Annotated in this window: 13 protein-coding genes and 1 pseudogene; 8 read left to right on the top strand and 6 right to left on the bottom strand. The window is 67.7% G+C overall.

Annotation, left to right across the window (positions count from 1 at the left end):
• Window positions 1-63: 63 nt before the first annotated feature.
• Window positions 64-1476, bottom strand: coding sequence for a sodium:proton antiporter (locus CXY91_RS06830; protein ID WP_100959910.1), 1413 nt, complete (start codon window positions 1474-1476; stop codon window positions 64-66).
• Between the two features lie 185 nt (window positions 1477-1661).
• Between CXY91_RS06830 and CXY91_RS06825 the strand changes: the two genes are divergently transcribed.
• Both CXY91_RS06825 and hrpB read left to right on the top strand, forming a co-directional pair.
• Window positions 1662-2450, top strand: coding sequence for a class II glutamine amidotransferase (locus CXY91_RS06825; protein ID WP_100959908.1), 789 nt, complete (start codon window positions 1662-1664; stop codon window positions 2448-2450).
• Window positions 2451-2493: 43 nt separating this feature from the next.
• Complete coding sequence (gene hrpB, locus CXY91_RS06820; RefSeq protein ID WP_100959906.1) at window positions 2494-4992, top strand: ATP-dependent helicase HrpB; 2499 nt, start codon at window positions 2494-2496, stop codon at window positions 4990-4992.
• 4 nt (window positions 4993-4996) lie between these two features.
• Here hrpB and CXY91_RS06815 read toward each other — a convergent pair whose 3' ends face one another.
• Complete coding sequence (locus CXY91_RS06815; protein ID WP_100959904.1) at window positions 4997-7147, bottom strand: transglycosylase domain-containing protein; 2151 nt, start codon at window positions 7145-7147, stop codon at window positions 4997-4999.
• Window positions 7148-7457: 310 nt separating this feature from the next.
• Here CXY91_RS06815 and CXY91_RS06810 point away from each other — a divergent pair, with 310 nt between their 5' ends.
• Window positions 7458-7853 carry a DoxX family protein gene (locus CXY91_RS06810; protein ID WP_100959902.1) on the top strand — a complete coding sequence of 132 codons (396 nt, stop codon included), beginning with the start codon at window positions 7458-7460 and terminating at the stop codon, window positions 7851-7853.
• 74 nt (window positions 7854-7927) lie between these two features.
• Here the strand turns inward: CXY91_RS06810 and trxA are convergent, their stop codons facing one another.
• Together trxA and CXY91_RS06800 are read right to left on the bottom strand one after the other, a co-directional pair.
• Entirely contained in the window at window positions 7928-8248 is a 321-nt protein-coding gene (gene trxA / locus CXY91_RS06805) for a thioredoxin (RefSeq protein WP_091835207.1), read from the bottom strand.
• Between the two features lie 163 nt (window positions 8249-8411).
• On the bottom strand, window positions 8412-9656 hold the full coding sequence (locus CXY91_RS06800) for a Zn-dependent hydrolase (RefSeq protein ID WP_100959900.1): 1245 nt from the start codon (window positions 9654-9656) through the stop codon (window positions 8412-8414).
• Between the two features lie 391 nt (window positions 9657-10047).
• On the opposite strand from CXY91_RS06800, the gene CXY91_RS06795 reads away from it, so the two are divergent.
• From CXY91_RS06795 to CXY91_RS06775, 5 genes and pseudogenes are all read left to right on the top strand, one after another.
• Entirely contained in the window at window positions 10048-10983 is a 936-nt protein-coding gene (locus CXY91_RS06795; RefSeq protein ID WP_091835212.1) for a sugar ABC transporter substrate-binding protein, read from the top strand.
• Window positions 10984-11052: 69 nt separating this feature from the next.
• Entirely contained in the window at window positions 11053-12201 is a 1149-nt protein-coding gene (locus CXY91_RS06790) for an ABC transporter permease (protein ID WP_100960782.1), read from the top strand.
• A 2-nt stretch (window positions 12202-12203) separates the two neighbouring features.
• Window positions 12204-12997 (top strand): annotated as a pseudogene (locus tag CXY91_RS06785) (ATP-binding cassette domain-containing protein).
• 156 nt (window positions 12998-13153) lie between these two features.
• Window positions 13154-14266: a Gfo/Idh/MocA family protein gene (locus tag CXY91_RS06780; protein ID WP_100959898.1), complete on the top strand. Its 1113-nt coding sequence runs from the start codon at window positions 13154-13156 to the stop codon at window positions 14264-14266.
• A 75-nt stretch (window positions 14267-14341) separates the two neighbouring features.
• Window positions 14342-14797: a MarR family winged helix-turn-helix transcriptional regulator gene (locus tag CXY91_RS06775; RefSeq protein ID WP_100959896.1), complete on the top strand. Its 456-nt coding sequence runs from the start codon at window positions 14342-14344 to the stop codon at window positions 14795-14797.
• A gap of 167 nt (window positions 14798-14964) precedes the next feature.
• Here the strand turns inward: CXY91_RS06775 and phnN are convergent, their stop codons facing one another.
• Entirely contained in the window at window positions 14965-17007 is a 2043-nt protein-coding gene (phnN, locus tag CXY91_RS06770; protein ID WP_100959894.1) for a phosphonate metabolism protein/1,5-bisphosphokinase (PRPP-forming) PhnN, read from the bottom strand.
• 6 nt (window positions 17008-17013) lie between these two features.
• Window positions 17014-17847, bottom strand: a complete 834-nt coding sequence (gene nadC / locus CXY91_RS06765; RefSeq protein WP_100959892.1) for a carboxylating nicotinate-nucleotide diphosphorylase — start codon at window positions 17845-17847, stop codon at window positions 17014-17016.
• Window positions 17848-17892 lie beyond the last annotated feature (45 nt).

Raw genomic sequence — 17892 nt, 5'->3', positions numbered from 1 at the left:
TTCCTTCGGAAGCCGCCCCTTTAGGCGCGCATCCGACCGGTGTCTATGCTGCCGGCACGCGCCTCAGCGGAAGAAGATCAGCGTCTGCAGCACGAAGAGCGGGATCAGGATCGCGCCCGACCAGAGCATGTAGCCGAAGAAGCTCGGCATCGCGACCTTCCGGTCCTTGGCGATGGCGTAGACCATGAAGTTGGGGGCGTTGCCGATATAGGTGTTGGCGCCCATGAAGACGGCGCCGGCCGAGATCGCGGTCAGCGTCAGGGCACCGGTCGTCATCAGAGCCTGCGCATTGCCACCGGCAAGCTCGAAGAAGACGAGATAGGTCGGCGCGTTGTCGAGGAAGGACGACAGGCCGCCGGTCAGCCAGAAATAGGCGACGTTGTTGGCACTGCCGTCAGGATTGCTGACGAGGGCGACCAGCGGGGCGAAGGCGCCGTTGCGGCCTGCCTGCAGCATCGCCAGCACCGGGATGATGCAGGCGAAGATGCCGGCGAAGAGCTTGGCGACCTCCTTGATCGGCCCCCAGCTGAACTCGTTGCCGGCGCGCACCGGCTTGGGTGTCAGGGTGAGCGAGAGGCCGGCCAGCGCCAGCAGGATGAGGTCGCGTGCCAGGTTCTGCCATTCGACGGCGATGCCGTGGATGGTGAAGGCAACGCCCGGCTTCCAGCTCGCCGACATCAGGATGGCGAGGATGACGCCGCCAAGCAGGAGGATGTTGACCTTGCCGAACAGCTTGATCGCCCGGTCCGGCGTCGGGTCGCGCAGCGGCGGGAAATTCTCCTCCTTGCGGAAGAACCAGCTGTCGAGCGCGTAGAACAAGGCGAGCAGGACGACGACCGCGAACAGCGTCTCCGGCAGCAGATGTGTCGTCGTCCAGAAGAAGGAGACCCCGCGCAGGAAGCCGAGGAAGAGCGGCGGGTCGCCGAGCGGCGTCAGCGAGCCGCCGATGTTCGAGACCAGGAAGATGAAGAAGACGACGACATGGACGTTGAAACGCCGGTTGTCGTTGGCCCGCAGCACCGGACGGATCATGATGATCGAAGCGCCGGTGGTGCCGACGAAGCTCGCCATCAGCGTGCCGATCGCGAGCAGCACGGTGTTCGTCGCCGGCGTGCCGTGCAGGTTGCCGGTGATCAGGATGCCGCCGGCGATGGTGAACAGCGCGAAGAGCAGGATGATGAAGGGGACGTATTCGAGCAGCCCGGTGTGCAGCAAGGCGCCGAGCGCCGGATCGAAGCCACGGAACAGGGCGAGCGGCACGACCACCAGCACGGCCCAGAAGGCAGCGAACTTGCCGTAGTTCAGCTCCCAGAAATGCGGGAACAGGATCGGGCCGAGCGCGATCGAGAGCAGCATGCCGGCGAAGGGCAGGGCCCAGGCGACGCCCATGGTCGCTCCGCCGATGTCGCCTGCGGCGAAGGCTGCCTCGGGGAAAAGGGCGAACAGGAGCGCCGCGCCGGCGAGCTTCGTCAGCATGAATATCGGCCCTTCCCCCGCCCGCTTGTCGCGGGACCTCGTCGTCACCCCATCGCCGCGACGGTTATAGCAAGGCTATGGGAGCGGCAACCGCAGCGGCTAGCTCCAAATCGTTATGCAGGCGTTCATTCTCGTGGAATAATCTTCTCCTGCGGCGTCCCGCCCGCACCTGATTCGGGACTACCATGTGCCGTTTCCTCGCCTATGCCGGCGCCCCGGTCTTTCTCGAGGACTTCATCGCCTCGCCCTGCCATTCGCTGATCCACCAATCGCTGCATGCCGAGGAGGCCAAGACCGGCACCAATGGCGACGGCTTCGGCGTCGGCTGGTATGGCGAGCGGGCCGAGCCCGGCCAGTATCGTGAGATCAGGCCGGCCTGGTCGGATGAGAACCTGCTCTCGATCGCGCGACTGGTGCGCTCGCATCTGTTCTTCGCGCATGTGCGTGCCGCGACCGGAACGGCGACGACGCGGGCGAACTGCCACCCCTTCGTCCATGGCCGGCATCTGTTCATGCATAATGGCCAGATCGGCGGCTACGCCCTGATCCGGCGCAGGCTCGAGAACCTGATCCCCGACGGGCTCTACGGCGCGCGTGTCGGCACGACCGATTCCGAGGCGCTGTTCCTGCTGGCACTGGCCCGCATCGCCGAGGGCGCTGCGCCTGGCGATGCCCTGGCGGGCGCGCTCGGCGATGCATTCGCGCTGATGCAGGAAGCCGGCGTGCGCGAGCCCTTGCGCTGCGCCGCCGCGCTGGCCGACGGCGAGACGATCCATGCGGTGCGCTGGTCGTCCGATCCGAAGCCGCCGACGCTCTATCTCTGCGATCGCGGCGATGCCGTGGTGATCGCCTCCGAGCCGGTCGATGCCGCCCGCGATTGCTGGCAGGCGCTGCCCTGCAACACTTTGGTCTCGGTCAGGGCCGGCACCGTCAGCATGACGCCGTTTACGGTCGGATTGCGGCAGGCGGCCTGAGGCGGCTTGCACAGCAGCGCCGCCTGCGCCACATCGCAGGCGCATGCGCGCCTTCGATACAGCCCTCCCGATCGACGCGGTTCTCGACGCACTCGCTAACTCGCTGCGCGAGAAGTCGAGCGCCGTGCTCGTCGCTCCGCCCGGCGCCGGCAAGACCACGCGTGTGCCGCTCGCTCTGCTGGATGAGCCTTGGACCAGCGGCGGCAAGCTGATCGTGCTGGAGCCGCGGCGCCTCGCAGCCCGCGGCGCGGCCAATCGCATGGCACAGACATTGGGCGAGCGCGTCGGCGAGACGGTCGGCCTGCGCGTCCGGCTCGGCTCGAAGATCGGCCCGAAGACGCGGATCGAGGTCGTCACCGAAGGCGTCTTCGCCCGGATGATCCTCGACGATCCCGCGCTCGACGGCGTCGCCGCCGTGCTGTTCGACGAATTCCACGAGCGCTCGCTCGATGCCGATTTCGGGCTGGCGCTGGCGCTCGATGCGCAGGTCGGCCTGCGCGAGGACCTGCGCATCCTGGTGATGTCGGCGACGCTGGACGGCGCGCGCGTCGCCAGGCTTCTCGGCGATGCCCCGGTGATCGAGAGCCAGGGCCGCGCCTATCCGGTCGAGACGCGCTATCTCGGCCGCGACCCGCTGAAGCGCATCGAGGATCAGGTCAGCGAGGCCGTGCTGCAGGCGCTGAACGAACAGGCCGGCTCCCTACTCGTCTTCCTGCCCGGCCAGGGCGATATCCGCCGCGTCGAGGAGCGCTTGCGCGAGAAGATCCGCAATCCAGCGATCGAGATCGCGCCGCTCTATGGTGCGCTCGACCAGGCCGAGCAGGACCGCGCCGTGCTGCCGGCGCCCAAGGGCAGGCGCAAGGTCGTGCTAGCCACGTCGATCGCCGAGACCTCGCTGACGATCGAGGGCGTGCGCGTCGTCATCGATTCCGGCCTCGCCCGTGTGCCGCTCTACGAGCCCGACATCGGCGTCACCCGCCTCGTCACCCAACGCGCCAGCCGGGCAGCCTGCGACCAGCGCCGAGGCCGCGCCGGCCGCACCGAGCCCGGCATCTGCTATCGCCTCTGGGAGGAGGCGGGCAACGGCGCGCTCGAAGCCTTCGCCCGCCCGGAAATCCTCTCGGCCGACCTCGCGCCGCTACTGCTCGACTGCGCCGCCTGGGGCGTCTCCAATCCGACCACGCTCGCTTTCCTCGACCCGCCGCCGGCGCCGGCGCTGAAAGAAGCGCGGACGCTGCTGAACGACCTCGACGCGCTCGATTCCGACGGGCGGATCACCGAAGACGGCAAGGCGCTGCAGGGCCTGCCGCTGCCACCGCGGCTGGCGCATATGGTCGTCGGTGCGGCGCATCTTCGCCAGGCCGAGCCCGCCGCCCTGCTGGCGGCGCTGCTGGTCGAGCGCGGGCTCGGCGGCGATGCGATCGACCTGTCCGAGCGGTTGGAGCGCTTCGGCCGCGAGCGCGGCGGCCGCGCGGCCGACATGCGCCGCCTCGCCGAGGGCTGGGCGAGGCAGGCGGCGAGCAAGGTCAAGGCCGGCGCGGAGCAGCCGCTCTCGCCCGGTTTCCTGCTCGGCCTCGCCTTTCCGGATCGCGTCGCCAAGGCGCGCCAGCCCGGCTCCGGCCAGTACCTGCTGGCAAATGGTCGGGGCGCTGGCCTCGAACCCGGCCAGAGGCTGGCGCGCGAGCCCTATCTCGTCGTCGGCGAGATGACCGGCAGCGCCCAGCAGGCCCGCATCCTCAGCGCCGTCGCGATGAGCGAGGCCGAGATCGCCGCGCTCGCCGCCTCCGGCCTGATCCGGATCGGGCTGTCCGAGCGCAACGAGACCCTCTTCGACCGGCAGGCACGGGCATTGCGGGCCCGAGCCGTCCGCAAATACGGCGCGCTGGTGCTGGCCGAGCGGCCCTTGCCGGTCGAGTCGTCCCCGGAGAATGCCGAGGTGCTGGCAAAGGGCCTCGCCATCACTGGCATCGAGACGCTGCCCTGGAGCAAGGCGCAGGCGCAATTGCGCGAGCGCGTCGCCTTCCTGCGCGCGGCAGAGGGAGAGGATGCCGGCTGGCCCGATCTGTCCGATAGCGGGCTCGCCCAGGCGTCCGTGGATTGGCTGGCCCCACACATTGTCGGGCGCAATTCATTGGCGGCGATCACGCCGAGCGATCTCGATGCGGCCCTGTCGACCCTGCTGCCCTGGGAGTTGAAGCGGCGGCTCGATGCGGAGGCGCCGACGCATTTTACCGCGCCGACGGGCTCGCAACTCGCGGTCGACTATGGTGCCGAGGCCGGGCCGACGATTTCGGTCCGGGTGCAGGAGCTCTACGGGCTGGCGCAGCACCCTTCGCTCGCCGGTGGGCGGGTACCGCTGGTGCTGGAGCTGCTCTCGCCCGGACACCGGCCGATCCAGATCACCCGCGACCTGCCGGGCTTCTGGCGAGGCTCCTGGGCTGCGGTGAAGAGCGAGATGAAAGGTCGCTATCCGCGCCATCCCTGGCCAGACGATCCTGCTGCGGCGGCACCGACGACGCGGGCCAAGCCGCGCGGGACCTAAGGGGTCAGCCGCCGAACAGGCGCTCGAAGAAGTTCTTCTCCTGCGGCGCCGGCGGGGTCCAGGCGCGGTCGCCGGAAGCGACCGGCTGAGTCCGTGGCGAGGGCGCGACGCCGGCGACCGGCTCGCCGCCATCGAAGATCGACTTCGGCGCCGACTGCCAGAGCCCGCCCGGCAGCTGGATCGGCTGCTGGCCGGCATGGGCCGTCTTCATGTACTTGCCCCAGATCTCGGCCGGCAGGCCGGAACCGGTGACGCGCTTCATCGTCGAATTGTCGTCATTGCCGACCCAGACGGCGGTGACGAGGCGGCCGGTGAAGCCGACGAACCAGGCGTCGCGATAATCCTGCGTCGTGCCCGACTTGCCGCCGACCTCCCAGCCGGGAATGTTGACCTTGCTGCCGGTGCCGCCGGTCATCACTGCATGGAACATCGAGTTCATCATCGAGAGCGTCTGCGGCTGGATCACCGGGCCGAAATTATTCGCCTTGCGGGCATAGACGACCTTTCCACTGGTCGATTTGACCTCGCGGATGACATAGGGGAGCACCGACTGGCCGCCATTGGCGAAGGTCGCATACGCCGCGGTCATCTCCAGCGGCGTCACCTCCGAGGTGCCGAGCGACAGCGACGGATTGGCCTGCAGGGACGAGTTGACGCCGAGGCGTTGGGCCGTGCGCACGACCTCGCGCGGCGTCACCTCCTGGATCAGGCGCGCCACGACCGTGTTCAGCGAATGGGCGAAGGCGGTCTGCAGTGTCACCGGGCCGCGGAAGGTGCGCGAATAGTTCTCAGGCTCCCAGCCCTTGATCGAGACGGGCGAGTCGTCGCGGATCGTATCCGGCGTCATGCCCTTCTCGAGCGCGGTGAGATAGACGAAGGGCTTGAAGGACGAGCCCGGCTGGCGATGCGCGGCCGTGGCGCGGTTGAACTGGCTCTTGGTGTAGTCGCGCCCGCCGATCAAAGCGCGGATCGCCCCGTCCGGCGCCAGCGAGACCACCGCGCCCTGCGAGGCGTTGAGCTTGGCGCCCTGCGCCGAGAGCGCCTCGACAAGGATGTTTTCCGCCGAGCTCTGTAGCTTGGTGTCGACCGTGGTCAGCACGGTGACGTCGCCCTCGATCGCGCCGATGAAGTCGTCGAGCACGTCCATGACGTAATCGGCGGCGTAATTGACCGAGCCGGCGCCGACGCGCTCTGGCACCTCGGCCGGTGCGCCGAGCGCGGTCTTGGCCGTGGCCTGCGAGATCAGGCCCTGCTCTGCCATCGCCGAGATCACCAGCTGGGCGCGTTTCTCCGCCGCTTCCGGGTTGCGGTTGGGCGCGAGGCGCGAGGGCGCCTGGACGAGGCCGGCGAGCATGGCGGCTTCGGCGACCGAGACCGAACGCGCCGACTTGTTGAAATAGCGCTGCGCCGCCGCCTCGACGCCATAGGCGCCCGAGCCGAAATAGACGCGATTGAGATAGAGCTCGAGGATCTGGTCCTTGGTGTAGGTCCGCTCCAGCCAGAGCGAGAGGATCGCTTCCTGGATCTTGCGCGCCGCCGTGCGCTCCTGGGTCAGGAACAGGTTCTTGGCGAGCTGCTGGGTCAGGGTCGAGCCGCCCTGGACGCCGCCGCGCTTGGTCAGGTTGTTAACGATGGCGCGGCCGAGGCCGATCGGATCGATGCCGAAATGGTCGTAGAAGCGCCGGTCCTCGATCGCGACGAAGGCTTTCGGCAGATAGGGCGGGACTTCACCGATGGTGATCGTGCGTCCGCCGGTCTCGCCGCGATTGGCGAGCAGCGTGCCGTCGGCCGCGAGGATCGCGATGTTCGGCGGCCGCTTCGGGACGGTTAGCTGGTCGATCGGCGGCAATTGCGCGGCGTGGTAGGCGACGAGCCCGCCGACGGCGAGCACCGCCCAGAGCCCCATGACGACGCCCCAATAGAAGATGCGGCCGAGGAAGGAGCCGCGCTTGCGGCGCGGCTTGCGGCCGCCCTTGCTGCGCTCGTTCTGCGGTCGGCGCGGTTGCTGGCGCGGTGCCACCGAATTCTTTCCTCCGCGATAGGGGCGGTCCTCGGCCGACAGGCGCAATTCGCCGTCGTCGCGCCCGTAATCGTCGCGCGCACGCTCGAACGACGGCTCGCGCCGCTCACCGCCTCGTTTCGACCGGTCGTTCATCCCGCCCCGTTCAGGCCCCGCCACCGCGCTGCGATCCGCAGCCCGGCGTTTTCCAGACAGGATTCAAACATGGCGCTTTTAAGGGGTGGTTAAGCCCGATTTCGGCGAACTTTCCGCAAGGGTGAACGAAGCGGCCGCTGTTGCGGATTTGCCGCTCGGTGATTTTGCTGCACTGCAAACGAAAACGTGACTTGATAGATCTTCTTTGCATGGGGACAAGCGCGAGGCGATGAGGAAGACTTCTTCGCCAGCAAACCCAATCACTTAGCAAATTTTTCCAATTCCAATCCGGACGGAAGGCCACCCGCACATGCAGGCTCTCAACTCCCTCAATCGCTACGCGCCGCAGGCGCTCGCACTGCTTCGCATTGCCACGGCGCTGATCTTCATCGCCCATGGCACGCAAAAGCTGTTCGGCTTCCCGGCTCCGCCGGCGAGCGGCTTGCCTGCAGCGTTCACGCTGTTCTGGTTCGGCGCGATCCTCGAGGCCTTCGGCGGCCTGCTCATCCTGATCGGCCTGTGGACCCGCCCGGTCGCCTTCATCCTCTCGGGCGAGATGGCCTATGCCTACTGGATGTTCCATGCGCCGCGGAACGTCTACCCGCTGCTGAACAATGGCGATGCGGCGATCCTCTACTGCTTCGTCTTCTTCTACTTCGTCTTCGCCGGCGCTGGCGCCTGGGCTCTCGACAACCGCTCGAAGTGACGCAGCGCATAGCCTGAAACGAAAAAGGCCCGCCCTCATCGAGAGCGGGCCTTCCTGATTCTGCGATCGCCGGATCAGACCGCGGCCGAAATCCAGCGCGACAGATCGCTCTTGGGGGCAGCGCCGACCTTCTGCGAGGCCAGCTTGCCGTCCTTGAACAGCATCAGGGTCGGGATCGAGCGGATGCCGAACTGGGCCGGAATCTGCTGGTTCTCGTCAACGTTCATCTTGACGATCTTGACCTTGCCGTCGAGCTCGCCGGCGATCTCCTCGAGCGCCGGGCCGATCATCCGGCAGGGGCCGCACCACTCGGCCCAGAAGTCCACCACCACCGGCTCAGCTGACTTCAGCACATCGGCCTCGAAGCTCGCATCGGTCACTTTGGTCGTCGCCATGGCTCATCGCCTTTCGATTCTGAGTGCGGCAACAATGCCGCTATTCGAGGCTGAAGCTATGAACGGGCGGCCGCAGGGTCAAGGCTGGCTCACCTTCCGGTGATGCGGGTCAGCCGTGCTTCCACCGGAGATGGGTCGTTGCCGCTCCGGAGCGCCAGCGGGTTCAGCGATTCGCCCGCGCCACCACCGTGTGCAGCAGCACGTTGAGGCCGGGTTCGAGATCATCCGGCGTGCACAGCTCCTGATTGTTGTGGGTGACGCCACCCTTGCAGGGCGCGAAGATCATCGTCGTCGGCGCATGGCGGGCGACGAAATAGGCGTCGTGCCCGGCCTGGCTCAGGATGTCGCGGGTGCGGTAGCCGAGGCAGAGCGAGGTGGCCCGGACCTGCTCGATCAACTCGTCGGCGAAGACCTTGCCGCCCCAGTTCCAGACATCGAGGATCTCGGCCGTGCAATCGGCCCGCGCCGCCGCTTCATGCACGGCGCGGCGCACGCGCTCGGCCATCACGGCGCTGGTTTCCGGATCGGCATGGCGGACGTCGCAGGTCGCCTGGGCCCAGTCGGAGAGAATGCCGGGCTTGTTCGGCCAAGCTACGAGGCGTGAAGCCGTCGCCTTGCCGCCGCTGCCGGCATGCTCCCAGCCGAGATCGTCGACAGCGACCAGCAGGCGCGCGCCGGCGATCAGCGCATTCCTGCGCCGCTCCATCGGCCAGGGGCCGGTATGGGCGGTCTCGCCGCGGAATTCGACCAGCATGCCGGTGCTGGCATAACCGCCGGTGACGACGCCGACCTGCATGCCCTCGCGGTCGAGGATCGGGCCCTGCTCGATATGGAACTCGACATAGGCGTCGAAGGGATGGGGCGTAGCCTCCATCTCACCGCGATAACCGATCCGGTCGAGCTCCTCGCCGATCGTTCGGCCGTCGTCGTCACGCCGGCCCAGCGCCCAGTCGAGCGTATACGCGCCGGTGAAGCAGCCCGAGCCGACCATGGGCGGCGAGAAGCGCCCGCCCTCCTCGTTGGTCCAGTTGACCACCTCGATCGGCCGTTTCGTGCGGTGGCCGAGCTGGTCGAGCGTCCGGCAGACCTCGAGTCCGCCGAGGACGCCGGCGATGCCGTCGAAGCGCCCACCATTCACCTGCGTGTCGAGATGGCTGCCCATCACCACCGGCGGCAGGCTGTCGTCCTCACCGGGCCGGCGCGCGAAGATGTTGCCGATGCCGTCGATCCGGACGCGCAACCCCGCCTCCCGGCACCAGGCGATGAAGACGTCGCGGACCTCCCGGTCGGCATCGCCGAGCGCCAGCCGGGACAGGCCGCCCGGTCGGCCAATGCCGATCTCGGCAGAGCGCTCGATCGTCGTCCAGAAGCGCCCGATATCGATGCGCGCAGTCGCTGGCAGGCCCATGACATTCCCCCGGTACCGGGCGCTGAGCGCGCCGCCTCATCACCGACAATCGAGGCCGCAGCCCGATCCTGGCAAATCGATATTGGTGATGAATTTCTCTGGTCCCGGTGGAACGACCAGATACACGCTCAGGTATGTCAGCGGCGCAGAAGGCGCTTGACAGCTGCGCATGCGCGATGGAATGATTGTTCCATTGAATATTGAAAACGGTTTTTTTGTTTCGTTTTGAATGAAGCGCAGAGTCGGCGGTCGCGCCTGGCGCGCCCTCCCTCCTACGCCATCCCAGGCAGTCCGCGGCGCTTCGCGGCCGGCCAAATCGCCCGAAACCGGCCGATCGAGCCCGATCGGACCGATAACGAAAGCGGGGGACATCCCCGCAAGGGAGGATGAGATGAAGCGTTTTCTCGCAGGGATGATTGCTGCCGCCGCCATCGCGGTTGCAGGGGCGACGCCGAGCGTCGCGCAGCAGACCAGGATCATCGTCGTCAGCCATGGCCAGGCCGCGGACCCGTTCTGGTCGGTTGTCAAGAACGGCGTCGCCAAGGCGGCGGCCGATCTCAAGGTGTCCGTCGATTATCGCGCGCCCGAGACCTTCGACATGGTGGCGATGAGCCAGCTGATCGATGCCGCGGTGAACCAGAAGCCGGCCGGCCTCGTCGTCTCGATCCCCGACGCCTCGGCGCTCGGCCCGTCGATCCAGAAGGCCGTCGCCGCCGGCATCCCGGTGATCTCGATGAATTCCGGCTCCGACGTCTCGAAGAAGCTCGGCGCCCTCCTGCATGTCGGTCAGGACGAGTTCGACGCCGGCAAGGCCGCCGGCGAGAAGCTCGCCAGCATGGGCGGCAAGGTCGGCGTCTGCGTCAACCACGAGGTCGGCAATGTCGCGCTAGACCTGCGCTGCAAGGGTTTCGCCGAAGGCTTCAAGGGCAAGGTCACCGTGCTGCCGGTCTCGAACGACCCGTCCGAGATCCGCTCCAAGGTCAAGGCGGCGCTCTCCGACGCCAGCGTCGACACGGTGATGGCGCTAAGCGCTTCGCTCGGCGGCGAGCCGACGCTTGCAGGCGTCAAGGAGGCCGGCAAGATCGCCAGCGTCCGTGTCGCCACCTTCGATCTCTCGGCCAATTTCCTCAAGGCGATCGTCGCGGGTGAGGCCGCCTTCGGCATCGACCAGCAGCAGTTCCTGCAGGGCTATCTGCCGGTCGCTTTCCTGGCGCTCAACGCCGAGTACGGGCTCGTGCCCGGCGGCAATGTCCCGTCCGGCCCGAACCTCGTCACCAAGGAGAAGGCGGCCCAGGTCGTCGACCTCTCGGCCAAGGGCATCCGCTGAGCTTTTGCGGCGGCGCATCCAGCGCCGCCGCCCCCTCTCCGGACAGTGCAGAAGCTGAAGGTGCGCGCCATGGCCACATCGACCGCCGATCTCGCTGCGGGCTCGTCCCGTATTCCTGACCCGGCCGCTGCGGCCCGCGACGAGCGCCTGCGCCGCGTCTCGCTGATCGCCCGGCTGATGCGCCGGCCCGAGCTGGGCGCGGTCGCCGGCCTCGTCCTGGTCACCGTCTTCTTCGGGCTCACCGCCAATCCGGCGATGTTCACCCTCGCCGGGCTGATGACTGTGCTCTCGCCGGCGGCCCAGCTCGGCATCCTCGCCATCGCGGCGGCGCTCTTGATGATCGGCGGCGAATTCGATCTCTCGATCGGCTCGATGATCGCCTTCGCGGGACTCATCTTCGGCGCGCTGATCGTCGTCGGCGACCTGCCGCTGCTGGCGGCGATCGTCGCGACCTTCGTCTTCGCCGGGTTGATGGGGGCGGTAAACGGGCAGATCGTCATCAGAACGCGCCTGCCCTCGTTCATCGTCACCCTCGCCTTTCTCTTCATCCTGCGCGGGCTCTCACTGGTCGGGCTGAAATGGGCGACGGGCGGCTCGACGCAACTACGCGGCATCGGCGACAAGGCCGGCACAGGCGTCGTGCGCGAGCTTTTCTCCGGCCAGGCGCTGGAGGGGCTGTTCGCCTGGCTGGCGCAGGCCAACCTGATCGCCAAGTTTCCCAACGGCACGCCGACCGTGACGGGCGTTCCCGTTGGGGTCCTCTGGTTCCTCGCCATCGCCGCCCTCGCGACCTATGTCCTCTTGCGCACCCGTTTCGGCAACTGGATCTTCGCCGCCGGCGGCGATCCCAATGCGGCCCGCAATTCGGGCGTGCCGGTCAACATGGTCAAGACGACTTTGTTCGTGCTGACCGCCTGCGCCGCCACCCTCGTCGCCATCCTGACCGTGCTCGACGCCGGCTCGACCGATGCCCGCCGCGGCTTCCAGAAGGAGTTCGAGGCGATCATCGCCGCGGTGATCGGCGGCTGCCTGCTCACCGGCGGCTATGGTTCGGCGATCGGCGCCTTCTTCGGCGCGATCATCTTCGGCATGGTCTCGATCGGCCTGACCTACACCAGCTTCGACAGCGACTGGTTCCAGGTCTTCCTCGGCGGGATGCTGCTGCTCGCCGTTCTGTTCAACAACTTCATCCGCCGCAAGGCGACAGGGGAGCGCTGAATATGACTGCATCTCCCGAACAGACGCCCCTCATCGAGGTCCGCGACATCGTCAAGCATTTCGGCTCGGTGATCGCGCTCTCGGGCGTCTCGCTCAAGGTCTCCGCCAGCGAGGTGCTCTGCCTGCTCGGCGACAACGGCGCCGGCAAGTCGACGCTGATCAAGACGCTCTCGGGCTGCCACAAGCCGAGCTCGGGCGAGTTCCTGGTCGAGGGCCGGCCGGTCGCCTTCTCCAGCCCGCGCGACGCGCTCGATGCCGGCATCGCCACCGTCTACCAGGATCTGGCAATGATCCCGCTGATGTCGATTACGCGGAATTTCTTCATGGGCCGCGAACCGATCCGCGGCTTCGGCCCGCTGAAATGGATCGATTTCGACCTCGCCCATGCGGTGACCCGCGACGAGATGCACAGGATCGGCATCGACATCCGCGATCCGCATCAGGCGGTCGGCACGCTCTCGGGTGGCGAGCGTCAATGCGTCGCCATCGCCCGCGCCGTCTATTTCGGCGCCAAGGTGCTGATCCTGGACGAGCCCACTTCCGCACTCGGCGTCGCCCAGACCTCGATGGTCCTGAAATACATCAACCTCGTCCGCGCCAGGGGTCTCGGCGTGATCTTCATCACCCATAATGTCCGCCACGCCTATGCCGTCGGCGACCGCTTCACCGTGCTCAACCGCGGCAAGACGCTCGGCACCTACGCCAAGTCCGGGATCGCCATGGACGAATTCAGAACCTGATGGCCGGCGGCAAGGAGCTGCAGGCGGTCTCCGAGGAGCTCGGCGGCACGGTCTGACGCTTCTGTTGCATATCCTCAAGCCTGTCGTCCCGGGCGTAGCGAGGCGGAGACCCGGGATCCATTCCGGAACCGTTCAGGCATGGATTTCGGATCGGCGCGGCTTAGCCGCTTGTCCGGGATGACCCGAATTTGTAGCGGAAGAAGGATGGTCTCATGCGCGCGCTCGGCGTCGGCCTGATCGGTACCGGCTATATGGGCAAATGCCATGCCCTGGCCTGGAACGCCGTCGCGCCGGTCTTCGGCGACGTGCGTCGTCCGAAGCTCGCCATGCTCTGCGAGGTCGACGAGGCCCTAGCGGCGCAGCGGGCCGGCGAGTTCGGCTTCGCTGAATCGACCCCCGACTGGCAGGCGCTCATTGCCCATCCTGATGTCGACGTCGTCTCGATCACCACGCCGAACGCCTTCCATGCGCAGATGGCGATCGCGGCGCTGAAAGCCGGCAAGCATGTCTGGTGCGAGAAGCCGATGGCGACCAGCCTTGGCGATGCGCAAGCGATGCTGGCGGCGGCCAACGCGGCCGGGACGGTCGCTGCGCTCGGCTACAACTACATCCAGAACCCGGCGATCCGGCTGGCACAGCGCCTGATCGCCGACGGCACGATCGGGCCTGTCAACCATGTCCGCGTCGAGATGGACGAGGACTTCATGGCCGATGCCGGCGCGTTGTTCTCCTGGAAGAGCGAGGCGGCGTCCGGCCATGGCGCGCTCGACGATTTCGGCGTGCACGCCTTCTCGCTGATCAAGGTGCTGATCGGCGAGGTCGAGGCCGTCATGGCCGATATGGCCAGGCCCTGCGCCGAACGCCCGCTCCGGGCTGGCGGTACCCGCGCGGTCGAGACCCACGACATTGCGACCTTGCTGCTGCGCCTCTCGTCCGGCGCTTCCGGGCTCGTCGCGCTCAACCGCTCGGCCTGGGGCCGCAAGGGCCGCATCGCCCTGCAGGTTTTTGGTGCCAAGGGGACGATCGCCTACGACCAGGAGCGGATGAACGAGATCGAGCTCTACACCGCCGAGGGCGACAGCGACGTCCAGGGCTTCCGCCGCATCCTGACCGCCCCGGCGCACGCGCCCTATGACCGCTTCATCCCGGCACCCGGTCATGGCCTCGGCTTCAACGAGCTCAAGATCATCGAATGCCGGGAGCTGCTCCGCGCCATCGCCGGCGAGCCTGCGCATCTCCTCGATTTCGAGGCAGGCCTGCGCATCGAGCGTACGGTCGACGCCGCGGCCCGGAGTTTCCGCGAAGGGCGCTGGACAACGGTGTGAGCGACCGCAAAACTGGATCCCACTTTTGCGAAAGATGCTCTAGGAATATCGTTCGTATACGAACGAGGACCAGCGATGGCGCGATCGAGCACTGCAGCCGAGACGCCCGAACCCGCCGACGAGAGCTATGATCTCGCCGAGCAGGTCGGCTTCATCATGCGCCAGGCAGCGCAGCGCCATGTCTCGATCTTCAACGAGATCATGGGCGCCGACCTGACGCCGACGCAATGGGCGGTGCTGGCGCGGCTTTACCAGGATGGCGGGTCCTCGCAGAACCTTCTGGGACGCCAGACCGCGATGGACGCGGCCACGATCAAGGGCGTGGTCGACCGTCTGCTCAAGCGCAAGCTGGTGCAGACCAAGCCCGATCCGGAGGATGGCCGCCGACTCATCGTCGAGCTCAGCCCGGCCGGGGTCGACTACACGCGCGAGCTCCTGCCCAAGGCGGAGACAGTGACCAAGGTGACGCTGGCCCCGCTCGCGACCAACCAGCGGGCGACGCTGATCGCGCTGCTGAAGCAGCTGCGCTGAGGCTTCGCAGACTGATCAGGCTTTAACGCGAGTCATCCCGGGCGACCGAAGGGAGACCCGGGATCCATTCCGGAGCCTTTCCGATAGAGGTTCCGGGATGGATCCCGGATCGGCGCGGCTCCGCCGCTTGTCCGGGATGACTCGCGTTTGGGTGTGCAGGAATTCAGCTACCCGATCACATAGCACTCACAGCTCTCCGCCATCGCCCTAGCCTCGTCGAGATCGCTCGAGGCGCTGGCATGGATGGCGAAGAGCGGATCGCCCATTGCGACGCTGTCGCCGACATGGCGGCGCAGGTCGATGCCCGCCGCCTTGTCGAAGGGCGCACCCGCACGCCGCGCGATCCCGGCGACGGCCCAACCGTCGATCTCGGTAACGAGCCCCGCCTTTGGCGAGCGCACGGTATGGACCAGCAATCCCGGCGCGACCGGCGGCTCGCGTCGCCCCTGCGCATCGATGATCCGCTCGAAAGCGGCGCGCGCCGCGCCGGAGCGCAGCAGCTCCTCCGCGCGTGCCCGCCCGGCCGCGACCGAGCCAAGCGCCGGGTCCCAAGCCAGGATGCGGCTGGCGAAGAACAGCGCCTTCTCGACTAGGTCGGCCGGTGCCTGCGGGTCGTTATCGAGCACCCAGCCGACATCGCGGCATTCCAGCGCCGGGCCGATGCCGCGCCCGATCGGGCGGCTGCCATCGGTCGGGAAGGCCTTGACGACGAGGCCGAGCCCGGCACCGACCGTCTCGAACAAATCAGCCAATTCGGCGGCTTCCGCTTCGCTTCTCAGCTTGGCGCGAGGGCCATAGGGCAGGTCGACGATGACATGGGTCGAGCCCGCCGTGAGCTTCTTCGACAGGATCGAGGCGACCGACCAGCGGTTGGAATCGATGCCGAGCGGCCGCGTGATCGCGTTCATCACGTCGTCGACGACGGAATGGTTGAGCCGCCCGTTCCAGGCGATGCAGCCGCGCGCCTGTTCCACGCAGGCGCGCAATTCGGCCGGGTTCAGCTCGACGCGGGCGAGCGCCTCCATCGCATCGGCCGTGCCCGCCGCCGAGGTGATGGCGCGCGACGAGGTTTTGGGCATCAGGAAGGCGCCATGCGCGGCGACGATCGGTACGACGATCAGCGTGATCCGGCTGCCGGGAATGCCGCCCATCGAATGCTTGTCGACGACGATCCCGTCCGGCCAGGTGATCTTTTGCGCGAAGCGGGTGCGCACCCGCGCCAGCGCGACGATCTCGTCGTCGGAGAGCGTCTGCGTCGCCGCGACCAGGAAGGCCGCGACCTCGCCATCGGGATAGCGGGCTTCGACGATGTCGCGGATCAGCGTGTGGTACTGCTCTTCCGTGAGCTCGCCGCCCTGGATCTTGCGGGTCAGCGCAGCCCGGCTTTCGGGCGAAGGCGTGCGCCTGAGCGTGACCTCGCTGCCTTCTGGCAGGCCGAGTTCGTCGAAGGCCTCGGCCGAGAGGCCGATCTCGTCGCCGCCGAGCAGCGCGGGTGAATCGACCACCTGCACGTCGGAGCGAATGCTGGCGGTCGCGCCTGAGATCTCGATCCGGCCCGGCCCGAGATAATCGAAGCCGTTGACGATCTCGCCCTTGGCCGGGAGATAGGCGCAGTGCGCCCGTCCCGCGAAAAGCGGCAGACGGCGCAGGCGCATCGTGTTGGCGGCGGCCTCGACCGCAGCGACGAAGCGCTCGATGCCGATCTCGACACTCTGGTCGTTGCAGATCGTCGCCGCCCGGATTCCGTCCGGACGCGGCTCGACCGTGCGCGACAGGCGCTTCTCGATCGCTTCGCCGCTCTCGCGCCCGCGCCCGGCGATACGGGCGGCGAGCACTTCGGGCGGCGCGGTGACCTCGACCACGACGAAGCGCGGCAGGCGGGCGGCGAGCGCCGCGATCGTGGCGCGCGAGCCGTTGGCGATGACGTTGCGGCCGGCCTCGACCAGCCGCTTCAGTTCGGCCGGCAGGCCGTAGCGTAGGCCGTGGGCGCCCCAGGTGATCAGGAAGTCGCCTTTGGCCTCGCGTGCGTCGAATGCCTCGTCCGTCGCCGCCTCATGGTCCTCCCCCGGCGATCCCGCGGGGCGGGTGACGACGCGGCGCGCGAAGACATAGCGGCCGGTCGGCTCCAGCAAGGCGCGGGCGCCGTCGATCAGCGAGTCCTTGCCGGCCCCGCTCGGGCCGACGACGAGGAAGAAGGTGCCTTGCCGCATCGTTGCTCAGGCTTCGTCGAGGCCGATATCCACCGCCGGCGCCGACTGGGTGATCTTGCTGGTCGAGATATAGTCGACACCGGTCCTGGAGATCGGGCCGATCGTGTCGATATTGATGCCGCCGGAGGCCTCGACCTTGGCGCGGCCGGCGATCAGCGCGACCGCCTTGGTCATGTCGGCGACCGACATGTTGTCGAGCATGATCACGTCGGCGCCGGCCCTGGCGGCCTCTTCGACCTGTTCGAGCCGGTCGCACTCGACCTCGAGCTTGGTCAGCACCGGCAGCTTCTTGCGGGCGCGTTCGACGGCGGCGGTAATGCTGCCGCAGACGGCGATGTGGTTGTCCTTGATCATCACGCCGTTATCGAGGCCGAGGCGGTGGTTGAGGCCGCCGCCGCAGGTCACGGCGTGCTTCTCCATCATGCGCAGGCCGGGCGTGGTCTTGCGGGTGTCGATCAGGCGCGCCTTGCTGCCGGCCATGGCGGCGGCGTAGCGGGCGGTCTCGTTGGCGATGCCGGAGAGGCGCTGGGCGATGTTGAGCGCAGTGCGCTCGGCGGTGAGCACGCTGCGGGCCGAGCCCTCGATCTCGACCAGGATCGCGCCCTTCTCGACCTTGTCGCCGTCCTTGACGCGCAGGGTCACCTTGAGATCGGGGTCGTAGCGCTTGAACACCCGGGCGGCGACCTCGACGCCGGCGACGATCATCGGCTCGCGGGCGTTCATGTGGAACCTGCCGGTCTCGTTCGGCTCGATCATCACCTGGACGGTGAGGTCGCAGGCGCCGATGTCCTCGACAAGCCAATGATCGATCAGGCGGTCCGTGGCGAAGACGTCATACATGGCAGGGCCCTCTCTCCCGCGGCGATACCGCTTCAAACATGTTTG

Origin of the sequence: Allobosea sp. FBZP-16 (assembly GCF_002831785.1) — a bacterium.
Lineage (GTDB): Bacteria > Pseudomonadota > Alphaproteobacteria > Rhizobiales > Beijerinckiaceae > Allobosea > Allobosea lupini.
Note: the sequence above shows the minus strand (reverse complement) of the source record. Positions and strands in the feature narration are given on the sequence as shown.